Genomic DNA, 17,106 nt, shown 5'->3' with positions numbered 1-17,106 from the left:
GCGAAGCGCTGCTGGCGGCGCTGCGCCTGCCCGGCGAGCCGCTGCGCCTCGGCCCCGCTGCGGCTCCGCCGCCCTTGCCGTCGCCCGCTGCGCCGGGCCCGCTCTCGCCACCTTCGCAGCCCGGCCTGCTGCTCGTCGAACCCGCCCGGCTGAGCGAAGCCGGAGCGCCGGAGGCGGCCCGCGCCTTCGCCGAAGCCGGCGGCGCGGTGCTCGTGCTGCCGTGCGACGAGACGCACGGCGAAGCGCTGGCGCGCCTATTGGACCGCCCGGTGGAAGTGGCGGCCCACGAAGCTTACCAGCTGGAAGCGGATTACGCGTATCCGCTCGCCTCCGGCCTGAGTCCGGCCGATCTGTTCGGCCTGGACAAAGTGCACCATTCGCCGCGGGACGTCGAGAATCTGCCGCTCGGGCTGCATCGCATCGAAGCTTCGGGCCTGAGTCCGATCTGCGTGAGCGTCGAAGGCACCGCCTGGAAAGACTATTTCGTCCGCAAGCAGACCGCGGAATACAGCCGCTTGGCGCTGGTGGAGTTGAACCGCGACCGTGCGCGCCCACCGGGCGCTTTCGTCGTCGGGCTTGGCGTCGGCGCCGGTTCGATCTTCTGTTCGCAGATCCTGCCGCGGCCGTCGCTGGGCAAAAACTTGCGCCTGTATGCCCGGCTGCTGGCCAATCTGGGCGCGGCGTTCGAAGACGATCTGTGGAGCAGCGCCAAGACCGACGGCCAGCTTGCGCTCGAATCGATGATGGCGCTGCCCTGCGAACCGCATCAAGACGAAGACGCGATGCGCGCCTATTACGCCGACCCGCAATTTTCGCTGAACAATCTGGGCGAAGGGCTGTACGGCTGGATGAAGAAAAAAGAACGCGGCGCCGAAGACGGCCTTATGCGCATCGCGAATTCGGCCGGCGGGCTCTGGTTCCTGAGCGCGTTCGTCCAACTGCCGCCGTCCGAGCCGGACCGTCCGGCGCGCCTGCGCCTGACCGGAAACGCCGCTTCCGTCGAAGCGTGGCTGAACGGCCAACCGCTGGAAGCGCCGGAGTATGCCCTGCGGCTGCACCCCGGCCTGAACCGGCTGATCGTCGCCGCGCGCGGCGGAGAAGCGGACCTTCGGCTCGGCGTCTTTTTCCAACATCCCGACGGCGGGCCGATAGACGATTTGCGCTGCCGCATGACCGTCGACGAGGTCGAACCGAAATGAGACAACCCGATCCTGCCCGGACCCGCCTCGGCGGGCCCCGGCCGAACCGATCCCGAATTCCGCAAGGCCGCCGCGTTTACTTGCCGCGACGGCCTTTTATCCCAATCGAGGAGTGATCCGAGTATGGAACCTACCCAATCTTCGCGCGCGTCCGTCCCGGGCGGCAGCGGCTCCGCCGCGCTGTCTGCGCCCGATCCGGCCGCCGTGCCCGAACGCCGGGCCGGCGGCGCGTACGCTTTTCTCGACCATGCCCGCGAAGTTCAATTTTACCGCCATGACCTGCCGACGCCCTGGATGAACTATTTGTCCAACGGCACCTTCCATATGATGCTGTCGCATGCGGGCGGCGGGGTCGCTTTTTACAAATCGCCTCAGATCTGGAGAATTACGCGCTACCGCTTTTTCCATCTGCCGACCGACCGCTCGGGTCCGTACCTGTATATCCGGGAGTCGGGCGCGGACGCCGATCCCCATAGCTATTGGTGCCCGACGAACGAGCCGGCGTATGCACGACCCGACGATTGGCGCAGCACGCACGGCATGGGCTACACCCGTTTCGAGGCCGCCAAAAACGGGCTGGGCGCCCGCGCGCTCTATTTTGTCGGACCGGAAGAAAACTCCCTGATCTGGAACCTGACGCTGACGAACGATTCGGCCGCCGCCAAAACGCTGGACGTGTACGCGTACGCCGAATTCGGCATGATGGAGTTTATGCGCGAGCTTCAGTGGCAGTGCTACAACAAGCATCAGGTCTCGGTTACGCATGCGGAAGGGGATGTGCTGCTCTACCGGTACGGCGTGGAGAACCAGCCGAAGCCGGAAGAGACACCGATCGTCTATATGGCCGCCGACGTGCCGATCGCCGGCTATGACGGCGACCGCGACGCTTTTATCGGCAGCTACCGCAGCGAATCGAATCCGCTCGCGATCGAGCGCGGCGGCTGTACGAATTCCGAACTGCTCGGCGGCGATCCGTGCGGAGCGCTGCAAATGAAGCTGACGCTGGCGCCGGGCGAGACGCGCGAACTGAACGTGTTTCTCGGCACGGCGCCGGACGAAGCGGAAGCGCTGCTGGCCGTAGAGCGGTCGCGGCAGGCGGGATTCGTCCCGCGTTCTGCAGCCGGGCTGAACCGGCAGTGGGACCGTTATCTCGGCGCCTGGCACTGCGAACTGCCGGACCCGGACGCGCAGCGCATGCTCAATATTTGGAATCCGTATCAGGCGCAGCGCAATTTTCTGTTTTCCCGCAACATCTCGCTCTACGCGACCGGGACGTTCCGGGGCGTCGGGTTTCGGGACACGGCGCAGGACGTGCTGGCCGTCGCCCCGCACGATGTCGAAGCGGCCCGCGACAAGCTGAGGCTGCTGCTCGGGCAGCAGTACGCGGACGGACACGTGAACCATTATTTTTTCCCGCACGAGGGTTGGGACCCGGTCACGAGCATCCATTCGGACGATCATCTGTGGACGGCGCCGGCTGTCTGGGAGCTGATCGCGGAGAGCAGCGACGCTGGATTTTTGAACGAACGGATCGCGTATTACGACGAAGGCGAAGGCAGCGTCTATGAACATTTGCGGCAGGCGATCCGGTTCACGGAACGGCATCTGGGCCGAAACGGCTTCCCGCTTATGCTGCGTTCCGACTGGAACGACCAGCTGTTCCGCGTCTGCCGCGAAGGCAAAGGCGAGAGTATCTGGACAGCGATGCAGTTCGGTACGACGCTGCTCAAAATGATCGATCTGGCGCGCCTGGCCGGATTCGGGGAAGACGCCGAACACTACCGGAAGTTGTACGACGACCAGAAAAAGCGGGTGAACGAAGCCGGCTGGGACGGCAGATGGTTCCGGCGCGCCGTGATGGACGACGGTCGGTTCCTCGGCACGGACGAGCATGATCAGGCCAAGCTGTGGTTGAACGCGCAGTCGTGGTCGGTGCTGTCGGGCATGGCGGAAGGGGAAAAAGGCCGAATCGCGATGGACAGTGTCCGCGAGATGCTCGATACGGAACTGGGCCTCAAAAAGCTGCATCCGCCGATCACCGACTTCCCCGACCCGGCTGATCCGCTGACCAACTACAATCCCGGCACGGGCGAGAACGGCGCGGTATTTTGCCATGCCAACACGTGGGCGATCATCGCGGAGTGCAAGCTCGGACGGGGCGATCTGGCGTACAAATACTATCGCCAGCTCATCCCGAACGTGGCGATGGAGCAGGCCGGGCTTGAACGCTACCGCGCCGAACCTTACGTCTATGCGTCGAACCTGTTCGGACCGGACTCCGACAAGTTCGGCCTCGCGAACGTGTCGTGGCTGACCGGGACGGCGGCCTGGATGTACGTCGCGGCCACGCAGCATATTTTGGGTGTGCGGGCGACGCCGGACGGGCTTGTTATCGATCCGTGCATTCCGTCCGACTGGGACGGCTACCGGGTGTCGCGCCGCTTCCGCGGCTGCCTGTACGAGATCGAAGTTCGCAACGCAAGCGGCGCCGGGCGGGGCGTCAAACAGATCGTCGTCGACGGGAAGCGGATCGAAGGATCGACGCTGCCCGTGCAGGCGGCAGGCACTTCGGTTAGCGTTGAAGTGCTGCTGTAGCGGGAAGCCGTTTTTGGACAGGCTTGAGCGCCGAATCCGAAGCTGAAGCCGAAATCAAAAAAAGGGAAAGGTCGATGATCGACCTTTCCCTTTTTGCATGAAAAAATGTGCAGCCAGAAACGCCGCAAGATCAACATCTGCCGGCAATTCGGTCTGCCGCCGCTCACCGTCTGCGCAGCAGCGCAAACTGCCCGATAAATCCGATCGCCGCGATGACGAGGCTGATCTGGAACGGAATCGTAATCACCGGCGTGAAGCGAAGCAGCAGCAGGCCGGCAAAGCCGATCGCGATCAGCACGATCAACGTAGAGCCGATTCCCCGCATGTTGAATTTCGGCGGAGCGGGCACGCCTTCTTCGGGATCGCGCCGGATCAATCGCATCAGCACTTCGAACAGGGCGATCGCGCCGAGGATAACGATAAGCAGCGTGCCGGTGTTGACCTGCTGCGTCTCCGGCGCAAACAGCGCCGTCAGTCCCAGCAGCAGAAACGTCCAGCTGAGCGCCGTCCACGGCACGAGGATATAGGCGCGCAGCGTCGCTTCCGGCCGGCGTTTGGGCAGGTCCGTCAGCGCGGCTTCGGCGTAAGATATCGGGTCGGGCCCGAACAGCCGGGACGCCGGCGTGCCTTTTTGCTGGGCGGCGATCAGCTCGCTTCCCCGCGCCAGCAGCCAATCTTCGCCGCTCTCCTCGACCACGCGGCTCGACCGCACATGGACGATCACTTCATCGAAATATTCGGCGTTTTTGGTATTCAGTTGGTCGCGGACCTTGTTGATCGCGCGAATCTTTTTCCTGACGCTCAAACCGGAAAGCCTCCTTCTCATGGGAAAATAAATAACGTAAGCGCGGCGGTAAGCCACAGCGGGATGGAGGCGGGCGAGATTACTTCAAAGCCTGCCCGCGTTCGTCGGTGTGCCACGACTGCGACTGGAAAGCGAGGAACAGCCCGACCCAGCGGTCCCCGTCGGCAAAGTGCACGAGAATCGCGCCGTCGCGAAACGCGCCGTTGTCGCCCTGCCACGGGCCTTCGTTGCCCTGGTTCATATGAATATTGTGCACGCCGCGGCCGGGCCGGAAGCCGAAATAATAATCCGGCGTTTTCGGCTCGGGTCCCCAGGCGTCGCCGAACACGTACAGATCCGCGCCGGCGATCACCGCCGCGTCGATACAGGCGACGATCTTCTCGTTCAGATCGTTGTCCGGTCCCGGCAGGCTGGCCGGCAGCGGCACCATGTCTTCCCGGCGCAGCAGCGGGCGGCGCACGAAGTCCAGTCCCCGAACCGGCAGCCCGCGTTCGATCGGCGTGAATCCGCCGGGCAGAAGCTTGAGGCGCTCCGCGTCATCCGGCAGGCAGGCGCCGATCCGGTAGAGCAGTTCCGACGGGTACGCTTTGGACCGGATATTGATCGACGCCCGGTATTGGACGCCCCGGTCGTCTTGCAGGCAAATGTGAAAATGCGGCTGACTGCCGAATCCGTGGATGGACCGTATCGCTTTTGCTTTCAGCACGCCGTACCGGTAGCGGCTCACTGGCATTCCCTCCCGAGCTTTTTATCCCGTTAAGCATAGCGCAATCGGGGTTGGCGGTCTACGCCGGCCTGCCGCTTCGTCCGGGCGGGGCGGACGGCACTTGAACGTACCGATTGACAACGGGGACGGATCGGCGTTAAGATGGGTATAATTCATACCAATTAACTAGGGATTAAAAACAGGGAGGCTGCCGCCATGGAACGCCAGATTCTGATCCGCCACGAACAGCATGATTTGACCGCTACGATTCATTACCCGACTTCGCAGGGCTGCGAAGGACGTCTTCCGCTGACGGTCATCTGCCACGGATTCGTGGGCAGCCGGATCGGCGTGGACCGGTTGTTCGTCACGACCGGCCGGGAGCTTGCCGCCGAAGGGCAGTTGGTCGTCCGGTTCGACTACGCGGGCTGCGGAGAGAGCGGCGGCGTCTACGGCGAGGAAGGCATGGAGTCGATGATCCGCCAGACGCGGACCGTGCTTGATTACGCGATGACGTGCGCGGACATCGACCCGAGCCGGGTCACGCTGATCGGGCACAGCCTGGGCGGCGCGGTCGCGCTGCTGACCGCCGTGCGGGATCGCCGGATCAAAAGCCTGGCGCTCTGGTCCGCCGTCGGCTATCCGTTCAACGATATCGTCAAAATCACCGGCCGGGCGCGGTACGACGAATCCGTGCGTACCGGCAGCGCCGATTATTTGGGCTATTCGTTCACGCCCGGCTTCTTCGAATCGCTCGGCGCGTTCCAGCCGTTCCAGGAAGTGAACAAGTTCTACGGCGACGTGCTCGTCGTGCACGGTACGTCGGACGACGTGATCCCTGTCGATTACGCGTTCTTGTACCAGAAGCTGTTCTGGACGCGGGAAGACTCGCGCTGCGACAAAGAGATCATCTTCCAGGCCGACCATACCTATTCGTCCGGCCCCCACCGCCGCCAACTGCTCGACATCACCAAGCGCTGGCTGCAGGACCGACATAAGAACGAGATCGACTGGCAGCACTGGACAATTTAGAAATTTGTCCAATGCTGCGCAGCTTACTGGCAGCACTGGCCTCCGACTACCCGCTTTTATAAGCAGGGGAGGGCCATTCAGGCTGCTGTTCCCGATTTATCGGGAGTTTCTACATAAAATTCATCATTCGCGATGTCTGCTCTCGAAATAACTGCGTAACGACAACTATTTCCGTCTTTTTGTTCGAGTTGGGCCGAATAGCTGCGTGACGACAGTTATTTCCGCGCGCGTCCGTCTAAATCACCTTTTTCCCGCAAAATAAGTGGATTTGAGCACTTATTTCGTTTACGCCGGCTTTCCAGCCGAAATAAGTGCTCTCAGGACGTTAATTGCGGCGTTAGCTTGCGGCGTCAGCTCGCAGTTCACCTCCGCGTTTCGCCCGATTGCGCCGCACTTTGCCGCGCGGCCGGCAGCTTCCGTCCGCGGTTCGCCGACTTCAACGCGCTTCCGCACGCTTCTGCTCTTTTTCGCGCACTTCCGCCCTTTTCGACGTACTTTCGCAAATTCCGGCCCTTTCCGCAGATTTTCGCCCTTTTCGACGTACTTCCCACTTCCGCACGTGATCGGAACGAATACGCGTTACCGCAGCGCGACCTGTATCGGTCTGCCCCACCATTTCGTCACCGCTCCAATCACCCCGCATCCGTCAGCTCGCCACCTATCAGACCGCCGGTCTTTTTCACCTTTCCCCATCCCTTTTCCCACCTTCGGTATCTTTTTCCTTCCCCCTTTTAAGGTTCATTTAACGAACGCCACGTAAAGTGAGTTCAACCCGCCAAGCCGGCATAAGTGTCAAAAAAGAACAGCAAAGCAGAAAAAGGGTGCTTTTTGTTAAAAGGGGTCGGTTTTTCTGTAAAAACAGTGTGAAAATCGGCATAAGTTTTCTTTAATCCCTTACATCGTTGTGCTAAAATGATGGAGGTCGCAGAAGCGGCTTCAAAGCCTTGCCCGTTTTTGGCCTTGAACATTTGAAAAGGGGTTTTAAAATGCGTGTAAAAAAGAAGGATATTTTCTTTCAAACACTCGAAGACATGGCGGATACGATCGTGGAGGCCGCGGATTATTTCTCGAAGCATGTCGCCGATTTGAAAGACGTCAACGTCTTCGTCAAAGACATGAAAGATTTCGAGACCAAATGCGACGGATTTACGCACACGATCATCACGGAGCTGAACAAGACGTTCATCACCCCGCTTGAGCGCGACGACATTCTCAAACTGGCCACGACCCTGGACGACGTGTTGGACGGACTGGAAGCTACCGCTTCGCGTTTCTACATGTACAACCTGGGCCAGCCGGACCAATATATGATTCAATTCGGAGAGATTTTGCGCGAATCGGCGTACGAGATCCAGAAAGCGATCCATCTGCTGTCGCAGAAAAAGCTGCTGGCGATCCGCGAATACACGATCCGTCTGAACGATCTGGAGAACCAGGGCGACCAACTGCTGCGGATCTGCATCACGGAACTGTTCGCGAACGTAACCGACCCGATCGAACTGATCAAGCGCAAAGAGATCTACGAACGCCTGGAGACGACGACCGACAACTGCGAAGACGTTGCCGATATTCTGGAAACCATCATTATGAGCAACTCCTAAGCGGAGCCTGCCATTTTAGGTCCAAAGGAGGTCAAGACCGCTTTTTCCGGAATTCGGCTTTCGCGCGCGGGCATGTCCCGGGATTCGGCGCCTGTTTCGTAAAAGGACAGCGGCACGGCATTTGCAAGGCTGCAAATGCGGCGTAGCCGTCTTTCTTCATGCGGTCCACACATTATGGAAACATCTCTATTTGTTCTTGCGATTGTCGTTTTTCTGGCGCTCGCCTTCGACTTTATCAACGGATTTCACGATACCGCCAACGCGATCGCGATGTCCGTATCGACCCGGGCGCTGAAGCCCCGCACCGCGATTCTGCTTGCGGCGGGCATGAACTTCCTCGGCGCCATCACGTTTACCGGCGTGGCCAAGACGATCGGGGGCAGTATCGCCGATCCGACCACGCTCAATAACGGGATCGAGATCGTCATCGCGACGCTGATCGCGGCGATCATCTGGAACCTCGCGACGTGGTGGTTCGGTATTCCGTCTTCGTCGTCCCACGCCATGATCGGCGCGCTTGCAGGCGCGGTGTTCGTCGGCGCGGGTGCGAGCAGCGTCAACTGGAAAGGGTTCCTCGAAATCGTCGAAGCGCTCGTGTTCTCGCCGCTGATCGCGTTTGCCGTCGGGTATATCATCATGATCATTCTCAAATATACGGTAGGACGGCGCAGCCCGCACACGGTCAACAAAGGATTCCGCTCGATGCAGGTGCTGACCGCCGCGCTGCAATCGTTCGCGCACGGCACCAACGACGCGCAAAAAGCGATGGGCATCATGACGTTCGCGCTGATCTCGGCCGGACGTTGGGACTCGCTGGAGCCTCCGCTGTGGGTCAAGCTGTCCGCGGCGACCGCGATCGCGCTCGGCACGTCGGTCGGCGGCTGGAAGATTATCAAGACGCTCGGTACGAAGATTTTCAAAATCGAGCCGATCAACGGGTTCGCGGCTGACGTGTCGTCCGCTTCCGTTATCTTCACCGCGACGCTGCTGCATCTGCCGATCAGCACGACGCATGCCGCCACTTCTTCGATTCTCGGCGTCGGCGCGGCCAAGCGCTTCCGCGAGGTCAAGTGGGGCATGGCCGGCCGGATCATCGTCGCCTGGTTCATCACGATCCCGATCGTGGCCATCATGGCGGGACTGATCTACAAATTGATGTTCTGGTAAGCGGGAAGCCGCCGAGCCTTATCGTTGAAAAGAAAGCCTTCCGGACGTTCCGGGAGGCTTTTTTGCGCGCGAATTGCACGAAAGCGTAACAATTTCCGGCCGAACCCCGTCTAAAAGAGAGGAGGTGTACACCATGAACAAATCTGCGAAAATGGCAAGTCTGGCTTCTGCGCTGCTGCTGACGTTTGCTTTGACCGCGTGCGGCCAAGCGAACGCCCCGGCGCCCGAGCCGGGAGACGTGCCGCCGAACAGTACCCAAGAACCGCCGGCCGACCCCGCTCCAACGGAAGAGACCGATCCGGCGGAACCCGCCGACCCGGCCGACCCGGACGGGGAAGAAGTGCTGTCGGCGACCGGCGAATACGGCGGTCAAGCCGATCCGCACACGATCGAAGTGAATGTGGACGGCACGCCGACTTCGTTCCAGTTGGCCGAAGGCGTCGAAGCGCAGTTGGACGGGCTGAACGAAGGCGATACGATCTCCTTCGACTACGTGGAGCGGACGATCGAAGGCAGCGACGTACCGCAGCTTGAGATTCGATCGCTGCAAGCAGGAGGCGATTCGACGTCTTCCGGGCAGGGCACGTCCGGCGCAGCCGCGTCGACGGACCGCCCGGCGACCGAGAGCTTCGCGGTCGGCGACGGCGAGACGAAGACGCTGACCGGCGAACTGCAGGACGGCGACGGTTATTCGCTCTATGTGCTGGACGGCTATACGCTCGACGCGTCCGCGAACCGGCTGTCGCTGACCGAAGATCCCGCTTATTACGCGGAGATCGAGAAGCTTCCGGCCGACTATAACGTCGACCATCTGCGCCTGCAGGGAACGGCCGAGCTTGAAAAAGCCGGCGGTACGGTCAAAGAATTCGACGGCGATACGCTGGTCGAGAGTCCGATGATGAACGCTTCGCTGTTCCTGCAAGGCAGCGGTGCGAACGAAATGCGCGACTATATTCTCTGGGAAGCGGAAGACGGAAGCGGGTACATTTTCCGCCTCGTCATGCCGGAGAACGAAGAAGGTTCGCCGTTCTACATGGAAGCGACGACGTCGCTGTCCACGATTCTGGGTCTGTAATGCCGCTGAAGTAGCGGCGGGAAGAAGATACGCAAGCGTCCGTTTGAATAGATTCACCCGATCCGCAAAGCCCGCGTTTTCGTCTGCCGACGAAGAGCGGGCTTTTTGCGTTTGTGTGCTAACAAACCGGTGCAGACTTCCCGTTCGTTCACGCAATTTTCCCAGCGACCCGTTCAGCCATACTTGAATCGTCAGCTAAAAAAGAGTATAAATGAACGGAGATGTTTATCTTTTTTATCTAACAAAAAAATAACAAATAGCTGAACGGGGGACGCTTCATGTTGGAAACGCGTACGGATCGGGAATGGATGGAGCAGTTGGACGCGGAGTTGAAACATAATATTTTGGCGTTCTGGTTGAAGCATGCGCCTTCGCCGACAGACGCAGGATTCGTGGGCGAGATCGGAGCGGACCTCGGCGTGCATGCCGAAGCGGATCGGAGCCTCGTGCTCAACGCGCGCATTCTGTGGACGTTCGCGGCCGCGTACCGGCACTATGCCGACATCGCCTATCTGGACATGGCGGAGCGGGCGTACCGGTATTTGCGGTCGAACTTTGCCGATGCCGAGCACGGCGGTTATTATTGGATGCTGTCCGCGCAGGGCGCGGTATCCGAAGACAAAAAGCAGGTGTACGGACAAGCGTTCGTCATCTACGCGCTGAGTGAATACGCGCTGGCGCTGGACGCGCTGCGCGAGCATGAGCTGGCCAAAGACGCCGCGGCCGGACAGCAGAACGGTCTGCGCGCCGAGCTGGAAGAAGAATGCCGGCGGATCTTCGCGCTGCTGGAGCGGCACAGCCTCGACCCGCAGCACGGCGGTTATATCGAAGCGCATGCGCGCGACTGGTCCGCGACGGACGACCTGAGCTTGAGCGGCAAAGACCTGAACGAGAAGAAGTCGATGAATACGCATCTGCATGTGCTGGAAGGTTATACGAACCTGTACCGGATCTGGCCTTCGGAGACGCTGCGCCGCTCGCTTGCGGAGCTGCTGGAAGTCACGCTGACGCATATCGTCGATGCGCAGACCGGCCATTTCCGGCTGTTCTTCGACGAAGCGTGGGACAGCAAATCGCGCCATGTCTCGTACGGACATGACATCGAAGGCAGCTGGCTGCTGTTCGAAGCGGCCGAAGTGCTCGGCGGCGAAGAGTTGATCGAACGCGTGCGCGTCGTCGCGCTCCATATGGCGCAGGCCGTACTGGCGCGCGGCGTCGATACGGACGGCGGGCTCTGGAACGAAGCCGAAGACGGCACGCTGGTCGACGACGGCAAAGACTGGTGGCCGCAGGCCGAAGCGATGGTCGGCTTCTATAACGCGTACCAGCTGTCGGGCGACGAAGCGTACCGCGAAGCGGCCGGACGTTCGTGGGACTTTATCCGCGAACATCTCGTGGACCGCGAGCGCGGCGAATGGTATTGGAGCGTATCGAACGACCGCGTGCCGAACACCAAGGAACCGAAGCTCGGCGCCTGGAAATGTCCGTACCATAACAGCCGGGCCTGCCTTGAAATGCGGGTACGGCTGGAACGCCGGTCGCAGCAGCACTAAGCGGCAGGGAAGCGGTTATGCGGCGGGTAAGGGAGAGCGCAGCGGGTGCGACAGCAAGGCCGAGGCTCAACCGGGAATGTGGGTACCTAAGCGGGCACGCTGCTTGGCATCGCCGCCACGCAGTCTCGAACACCAAAAAGCGGACAGTCTGCCCCTCGGGCCAGGCTGTCCGCTTTTGCGTGCGTGATTTTCTTCTTGGCGTGCGGTCTTCTTCTTCGCGCGAGCCCTATTTTTTCGCGAGCGCCTCAAGAGATCGTGCTCCACGTCTCACGACGTCAGCCGATCGGCGCCGATTCCCCGCCTACCGGTTCCGGCTCGCTGCGCAGCTCCTTGACCGAACCGCGCAGCACAAGCTCCGACGCGATCAGAATCTTCTCCAGCGGCGCTTTGGGATCGCGGGCCCGCTCGATCAGGCGCAGGGCGGCCCGGCGGCCCATCGCTTCCTTGGGCACGTGCACGGTCGTCAGCGCCGGCGAAGACGGCGAACCGGCTTCGTGGATATGGTCGAAGCCGACGAGCGAGAGATCTTCCGGCACGCGAATGCCGAGCGGTTCCAGGTTGCGCAGGGCGACCAGCGCCACGTCGTCGTTGGCGCAGACGAGCGCCGTCGGCAGCGTGCGCTGCTTGCGCCGCTTGGCCAGCCATTGGCGCAGCTCCGGCTCGTAGTCCGCGCCGTCGATGCCGCGCAGCGCGTTCATCGGATCGCCCGCGTCCTGCACGGGCAGCCCCTGTTCTTCCAGCGCGTTGCGGAAGCCGTTCCACCGGTCGCGGAAACTGCTGGAGAAGCCGGTGCTGCCGATAAAATGCAAATTGCGGTGGCCGCAGCCGATCAGATGGCTCGTCAGCCGCATGCTGGCATCGACATTGCCCGCAAACACCGTATCCGCCGGAATGAGCGGATCTTCGTGATCGACGAGCACGGTCGGCAGCCCGATGCGGTGCACTTCCAGCAGCAGCGGCGTCGAGATTTGCCCGATACCGATCAAGCCGAGAAAGCCGTCGGGGTTCAGGATGCTCGTCACGGCGTCCAGCCGCTGGTCGGACAAGATGACGACGCCCAGCCCGCTGCGTTCGAGCGTCTCGGTGACGCCGTTCAGGATGCGTCCCCAGTACAGCGATTCCGGCGTCTGGAAGCGGACGTTCGGCATCAGCACGAGGACGGATTGGCGGCCGGACGCGGCCGGCTGCGGCTCGGGCGCTTTGCGCGATTGCCCGTAGCCGCGCGGCTGCGTGAAGTAACCGAGCTGCGAAGCGGCCTGGATCACCCGTTCCCGGGTAGCTTCGCTGACGCCTCCTTTGCCCGAAAGCGCTTTGGAGACGACGAATTTGGAGACGCCGAGCTGATCGGCAATTTGCTGCATCGTTACTTTTTTGGCCATGAACCGTTTCCCCCGCCCCTATCGTTAGATAACAAGAGTATAACAAAAACGCTTTTTAAACGTCCATCTACAAAAAAGTTAGCTTCGCCGGCCTCGTTCCCGCTGCTGCGAAGGCATCAAGCGAACATTGCAAGCATTCGGACGAGGGATTACGATAGAGAAGCCTTTGCGGCATACCAAGCGAAAACAGAAGGAGGGCGGCCGCTTTGATCCGGACGCTTGCGGTAACGCACGACCACCAGGTTCATCTTGACATTCCGCTGACCGAGCTCGACCCGGCGCAGTTCAAATGGTTTTGGGCCGATTTTCAAAAACCGACCACGCGCGAGACCGAGCTGCTCGGCAGCTATTTCCATTTTCACCCGCTGGAGATCGAAGACTGCCTGAACGACGTGCAGCGTCCCAAGATGGACCCGCACGAGAAATACGTGTTTCTGATCACCCACGCGCTTGGCCGGGGCGGCAAGGAAACGGGCGAAGTCGACATGTTTCTCGGCTCGACTTTTTTCGTCACGTTTCATTTTGACCGGATGCGGGAGATCGACGAAGCGTGGGAACGTATCCGTGCCCGGGCCGTCGATCCGTCCAAAAAAACGAATCCCGTCGCCGCCGCCTATCTGGTGCTCGACGCGCTGGTGGACGAATATTTCCCGTGCGTGTTCGGCGTCGAAGACGAACTGGCCGACCTGGAAGAGAAGGGACGCCGCGAATCGGTCGATCAACTGCTCGCCCAGGTGTTCGACCTGCGCTCCCGGCTGCTCAAGCTGCATCATACGATCGTGCCGATGCGCGACCTGCTGTACCGGATCATCAACTCGCAGCACGTCGACGATTCGAAGGAGTACCGGGTGTATTTTACCGACATTTACGACCACCTGTTGAAGCTGTCCGAGATGATCGACTCCAACCGCGAGATGACGGCCGACCTGCGCGACAGCTATATCTCGCTCAATTCCAACCGCATGAACGGGATCATGAAGACGCTGACCGTTATCACGACCGTGTTCATGCCGCTGACGCTGATCGCCGGCATCTACGGGATGAATTTCGAGCATATGCCGGAACTGCATTGGAAATATGGCTATTTCTTCGTGCTCGGAGGCATGGCGACGCTTGCGCTTACGATGGTCGGATGGTTCTGGCGCCGGGGATGGTTCAAGTAAAGAGCATTTAAGCGGAAAAGAAGGCATGCGGCAAAAAAAGTACGCGGACGGCGGACACTCTTACCGGGGAAATTCGACAAAGCGCGATGCGGCGGACGCGTCTGTCCGTTCGGTCTGCATCGCGTGAAACCGTTAACGCTTGAAAAACATAACTTGGCCCGCTACAATATAAAGGAAGCACACATATTCGGCCTTCGGGCATAAGCCAACATAAACGGTACACACCAGTAAACGGTAGGGGATGATCTTTCAGTGCAGCTGAAAAAACTAAACGATAAAACGGTCGATCAATTGTTCGAGGCCATTCTGACGCTCAAGGATCTGGAAGAATGCTACGTCTTTTTCGACGATTTGTGCACGGTCAACGAGATCCAATCGCTGTCGCAGCGCCTTGAAGTGGCGCGCATGCTCGGCAAAGGCAGCACGTACAACCAGATCGAAGCGGAGACGGGCGCAAGCACCGCGACGATCTCGCGCGTGAAGCGCTGCCTCAACTACGGCAACGACGGATACAAGCTGACGCTCGAACGCCTGGGACGTTAAGCGGATGAACAAAACGGGCGCGCTGATCATCAGTCACGGTTCGCCTCAGCCCGAATGGGTGGAGGCGGTCAATGCAGCGGCCGGCGAAGTGAGAATCAAGGAACATATGCCGGTCGCGGTGTCGTTTCTGGGCAATGTGGAAGGCGCGTCGATCCAGCATGGCATCGACGCGCTGGAGTCGGAAGGCGTTACGGACATTTTGGCCGTGATGCTGTTCGTGTCGGAAGGCAGCACGCATATCGACGAGATCGAATACGCGCTCGGCATGAAGGACGCGCCGGACCGCGAGACGGATCTTGAACCGTTCGCGATCCGGGCGCGCATGCACGTCGGACGCCCGATGGGCGACGACCCGGACGTGGCGCGCATGGTGTGGGACAAAGTCTCGCCGGCTTCGGTCAATCCGGAGCGCGAAGTGATTCTGCTGGTCGGACACGGCAGTATCCACGACGGATTCCGGCAGCGCTGGGAAGCCGGCGCTTCGGCGCTGACGAAGCGGGTCGGCGCGACGAGCGGACTGCTGTGCGATTACGCGCTGCTCAATCCCGACAACGTGCGCGCCAAAGCGGAGGAATGGATCGGAAAAGGCCGGCGCGTGCTGATCGCTCCGCTGTTCCTCAGCACGGGGTATTTCCTGCAGACGGTCATTCCGCGCAAGCTCGAAGGACTGGATTACGGCTACACGGGCGAGGCGCTGCTGCCGCACCCGCTGCTGCCGGTCTGGATCGAGCGGCAGGTCGAAGATCTGCTTGCCCGCGTCGAAGCTGAAGCTTGATTTGGGCGCGGCGGAACATCCGGCGGTCTTCGGATCGGGCGGGGCTGTGGTCACGCGAATGTTACGCACATACGCACAATCGAGAGCAAGTCTTACCTGAAGCGAAGGTTCCGCGAGAGCGGCGGCCTTCGCTTCGAGTTGTACACAAGGCCGCCGCGCCTTCGGGCGCCGGGCGGCAAGAACCTATAAGGAACAGGTGGAGTTCGATAGATGAGAAGAGCGAGGCTGATCTACAATCCGACTTCCGGACGGGAAGAGATGCGGCGCCGGCTGCCGGATATTTTGCAGCGCCTCGATGAAGGCGGAATCGAGACGACGGTGCATGCGACGACGGGAGAAGGCGACGCGACGCTCGCGGCAATCGACGCGGCGCAGCGGGGCTACGACATTGTTATTGCCGCGGGCGGCGACGGCACGATCTACGAGGTCGTCAACGGCCTCGCCGATCAGGAGCACCGGCCGGATCTCGGCGTGTTCCCGCTCGGCACGACAAACGATCTGTCGCGGGCGCTCGGCATTTCGAGGCAGTGGGAAGATTACTGCGATCTCGTGCTGCGGGGCGAATCGCGGCCGATCGACGTGGGACGGGCGAACGATCGCTATTTCATCAATATCGCGGGCGGCGGCTCGCTCACGGAACTGACGTACGAAGTGCCGAGCCGCCTCAAGACGATGATCGGCCAGCTCGCCTACTACTTCAAAGGCATCGAGAAGATGGTCAATCTAACGCCGATGCAGCTCAAGATCGAGGCGGAAGGCCAGGGCGAGATCGAAGGCGAATTCATGATCTTCCTGATCGGCAATACGAATTCGGTCGGCGGGTTCGAGAAACTGATGCCCGACGCGCGGATCGACGACGGCCTGCTCGACGTGATCCTGCTCAAAAAGTGCAATCTGGCCGAACTGATCCGCGTCGTCTCGATGGCGCAGCGCGGCGATCATTTCAACGATCCGAACCTGATCTATTTCCGCACGAAGCGGCTTGAAGTAACGTCGCCGAACAACGTCCTGCTCAATCTGGACGGCGAACTCGGCGGCAAGCTGCCCGGCGTGTTCGAAGTGCTGCCGCAGCATCTGCGGGTGTTCGCGTAAGGTTGTATAAAAGGCGGCAGCCCGGAAGCGGCCCGGCTTCGCTGCGCATGGCTTGCGGGTGCGGCGGTTGGCGGCGGCGAGTACGACTGCTGCGGCTGCGGTCAGGAGCGGCGGTTGGCGGATGCGAGTACGGCTGTTGAGGCTGCGGCTGCGGTCAGGAGCGGCCCGGCGGGGCGCGGACGAAAATCGGGTCCCGCCGGCCGCGCATAACGTGTTACAATACGGGAGGAAGAACCGCGTCCGGCGGCAGAGCAGCGCGCCGGTCGGAGGGCATCCTCCTTTTTGGCGTGTCCGGAAAAAGAGGCGCGTACGCTTGAAAGGCAGGGTGTGTAGGATGTGCAGAGCGCATAGGGGCGAATGCCCGGCCTGGACTAGTGTGTGACTAGTGTAAGACTCACGGTGCATCACTTACGCTGCTTCG

13 protein-coding genes and 1 pseudogene are annotated in these 17,106 nt (G+C 60.9%); 11 read left to right on the top strand and 3 right to left on the bottom strand.

What is annotated here, in order from left to right:
- Together FTE24_RS09265 and FTE24_RS09260 are read left to right on the top strand one after the other, a co-directional pair.
- Positions 1-1,199, top strand: a pseudogene (locus FTE24_RS09265) (glycoside hydrolase family 2 protein); the annotation flags it as partial.
- Between the two features lie 123 nt (positions 1,200-1,322).
- Entirely contained in the window at positions 1,323-3,794 is a 2,472-nt protein-coding gene (locus FTE24_RS09260) for a GH36-type glycosyl hydrolase domain-containing protein (RefSeq protein WP_150232461.1), read from the top strand.
- 163 nt (positions 3,795-3,957) lie between these two features.
- Here the strand turns inward: FTE24_RS09260 and FTE24_RS09255 are convergent, their stop codons facing one another.
- Positions 3,958-4,599 (bottom strand): DUF1129 family protein, encoded by a 642-nt coding sequence (locus FTE24_RS09255; protein WP_160441708.1) that lies wholly within the window; start codon positions 4,597-4,599, stop codon positions 3,958-3,960.
- A gap of 79 nt (positions 4,600-4,678) precedes the next feature.
- Positions 4,679-5,332, bottom strand: coding sequence for a YukJ family protein (locus FTE24_RS09250; RefSeq protein WP_150232459.1), 654 nt, complete (start codon positions 5,330-5,332; stop codon positions 4,679-4,681).
- A 189-nt stretch (positions 5,333-5,521) separates the two neighbouring features.
- Here FTE24_RS09250 and FTE24_RS09245 point away from each other — a divergent pair, with 189 nt between their 5' ends.
- The 5 genes from FTE24_RS09245 to FTE24_RS09225 all read left to right on the top strand — a co-directional run bounded on the left by FTE24_RS09245 (position 5,522) and on the right by FTE24_RS09225 (position 11,733).
- Positions 5,522-6,337 (top strand): alpha/beta hydrolase, encoded by an 816-nt coding sequence (locus FTE24_RS09245; protein ID WP_141448463.1) that lies wholly within the window; start codon positions 5,522-5,524, stop codon positions 6,335-6,337.
- 986 nt (positions 6,338-7,323) lie between these two features.
- Positions 7,324-7,938, top strand: a complete 615-nt coding sequence (locus tag FTE24_RS09240; protein WP_141448465.1) for a DUF47 domain-containing protein — start codon at positions 7,324-7,326, stop codon at positions 7,936-7,938.
- Positions 7,939-8,112: 174 nt separating this feature from the next.
- Entirely contained in the window at positions 8,113-9,105 is a 993-nt protein-coding gene (locus FTE24_RS09235; RefSeq protein ID WP_150232456.1) for an inorganic phosphate transporter, read from the top strand.
- Between the two features lie 133 nt (positions 9,106-9,238).
- The gene (locus FTE24_RS09230) at positions 9,239-10,180 is read left to right on the top strand and encodes a hypothetical protein (RefSeq protein WP_150232454.1); all 942 of its coding nucleotides are present in this window, start codon (positions 9,239-9,241) and stop codon (positions 10,178-10,180) included.
- 278 nt (positions 10,181-10,458) lie between these two features.
- Positions 10,459-11,733 (top strand): AGE family epimerase/isomerase, encoded by a 1,275-nt coding sequence (locus FTE24_RS09225; protein WP_150232452.1) that lies wholly within the window; start codon positions 10,459-10,461, stop codon positions 11,731-11,733.
- A 275-nt stretch (positions 11,734-12,008) separates the two neighbouring features.
- Here FTE24_RS09225 and FTE24_RS09220 read toward each other — a convergent pair whose 3' ends face one another.
- Entirely contained in the window at positions 12,009-13,112 is a 1,104-nt protein-coding gene (locus FTE24_RS09220; RefSeq protein WP_141448469.1) for a LacI family DNA-binding transcriptional regulator, read from the bottom strand.
- A 206-nt stretch (positions 13,113-13,318) separates the two neighbouring features.
- Between FTE24_RS09220 and corA the strand changes: the two genes are divergently transcribed.
- From corA to FTE24_RS09200, 4 genes are all read left to right on the top strand, one after another.
- Positions 13,319-14,275: a magnesium/cobalt transporter CorA gene (corA, locus tag FTE24_RS09215; RefSeq protein WP_150232450.1), complete on the top strand. Its 957-nt coding sequence runs from the start codon at positions 13,319-13,321 to the stop codon at positions 14,273-14,275.
- A 252-nt stretch (positions 14,276-14,527) separates the two neighbouring features.
- Positions 14,528-14,818 carry a YerC/YecD family TrpR-related protein gene (locus tag FTE24_RS09210; RefSeq protein WP_141448471.1) on the top strand — a complete coding sequence of 97 codons (291 nt, stop codon included), beginning with the start codon at positions 14,528-14,530 and terminating at the stop codon, positions 14,816-14,818.
- 4 nt (positions 14,819-14,822) lie between these two features.
- Positions 14,823-15,593: a sirohydrochlorin chelatase gene (locus FTE24_RS09205; RefSeq protein ID WP_150232448.1), complete on the top strand. Its 771-nt coding sequence runs from the start codon at positions 14,823-14,825 to the stop codon at positions 15,591-15,593.
- 210 nt (positions 15,594-15,803) lie between these two features.
- Positions 15,804-16,685, top strand: coding sequence for a diacylglycerol kinase (locus FTE24_RS09200; protein ID WP_150232446.1), 882 nt, complete (start codon positions 15,804-15,806; stop codon positions 16,683-16,685).
- The last annotated feature ends 421 nt before the right edge of the window (positions 16,686-17,106 follow it).

It is taken from the genome of Saccharibacillus sp. WB 17 (genome assembly GCF_008634075.2).
Lineage (GTDB): Bacteria > Bacillota > Bacilli > Paenibacillales > Paenibacillaceae > Saccharibacillus > Saccharibacillus brassicae.
The sequence above is the reverse complement of the archived record's forward strand: the minus strand, read 5'-3'. Positions and strand labels throughout refer to the sequence as shown.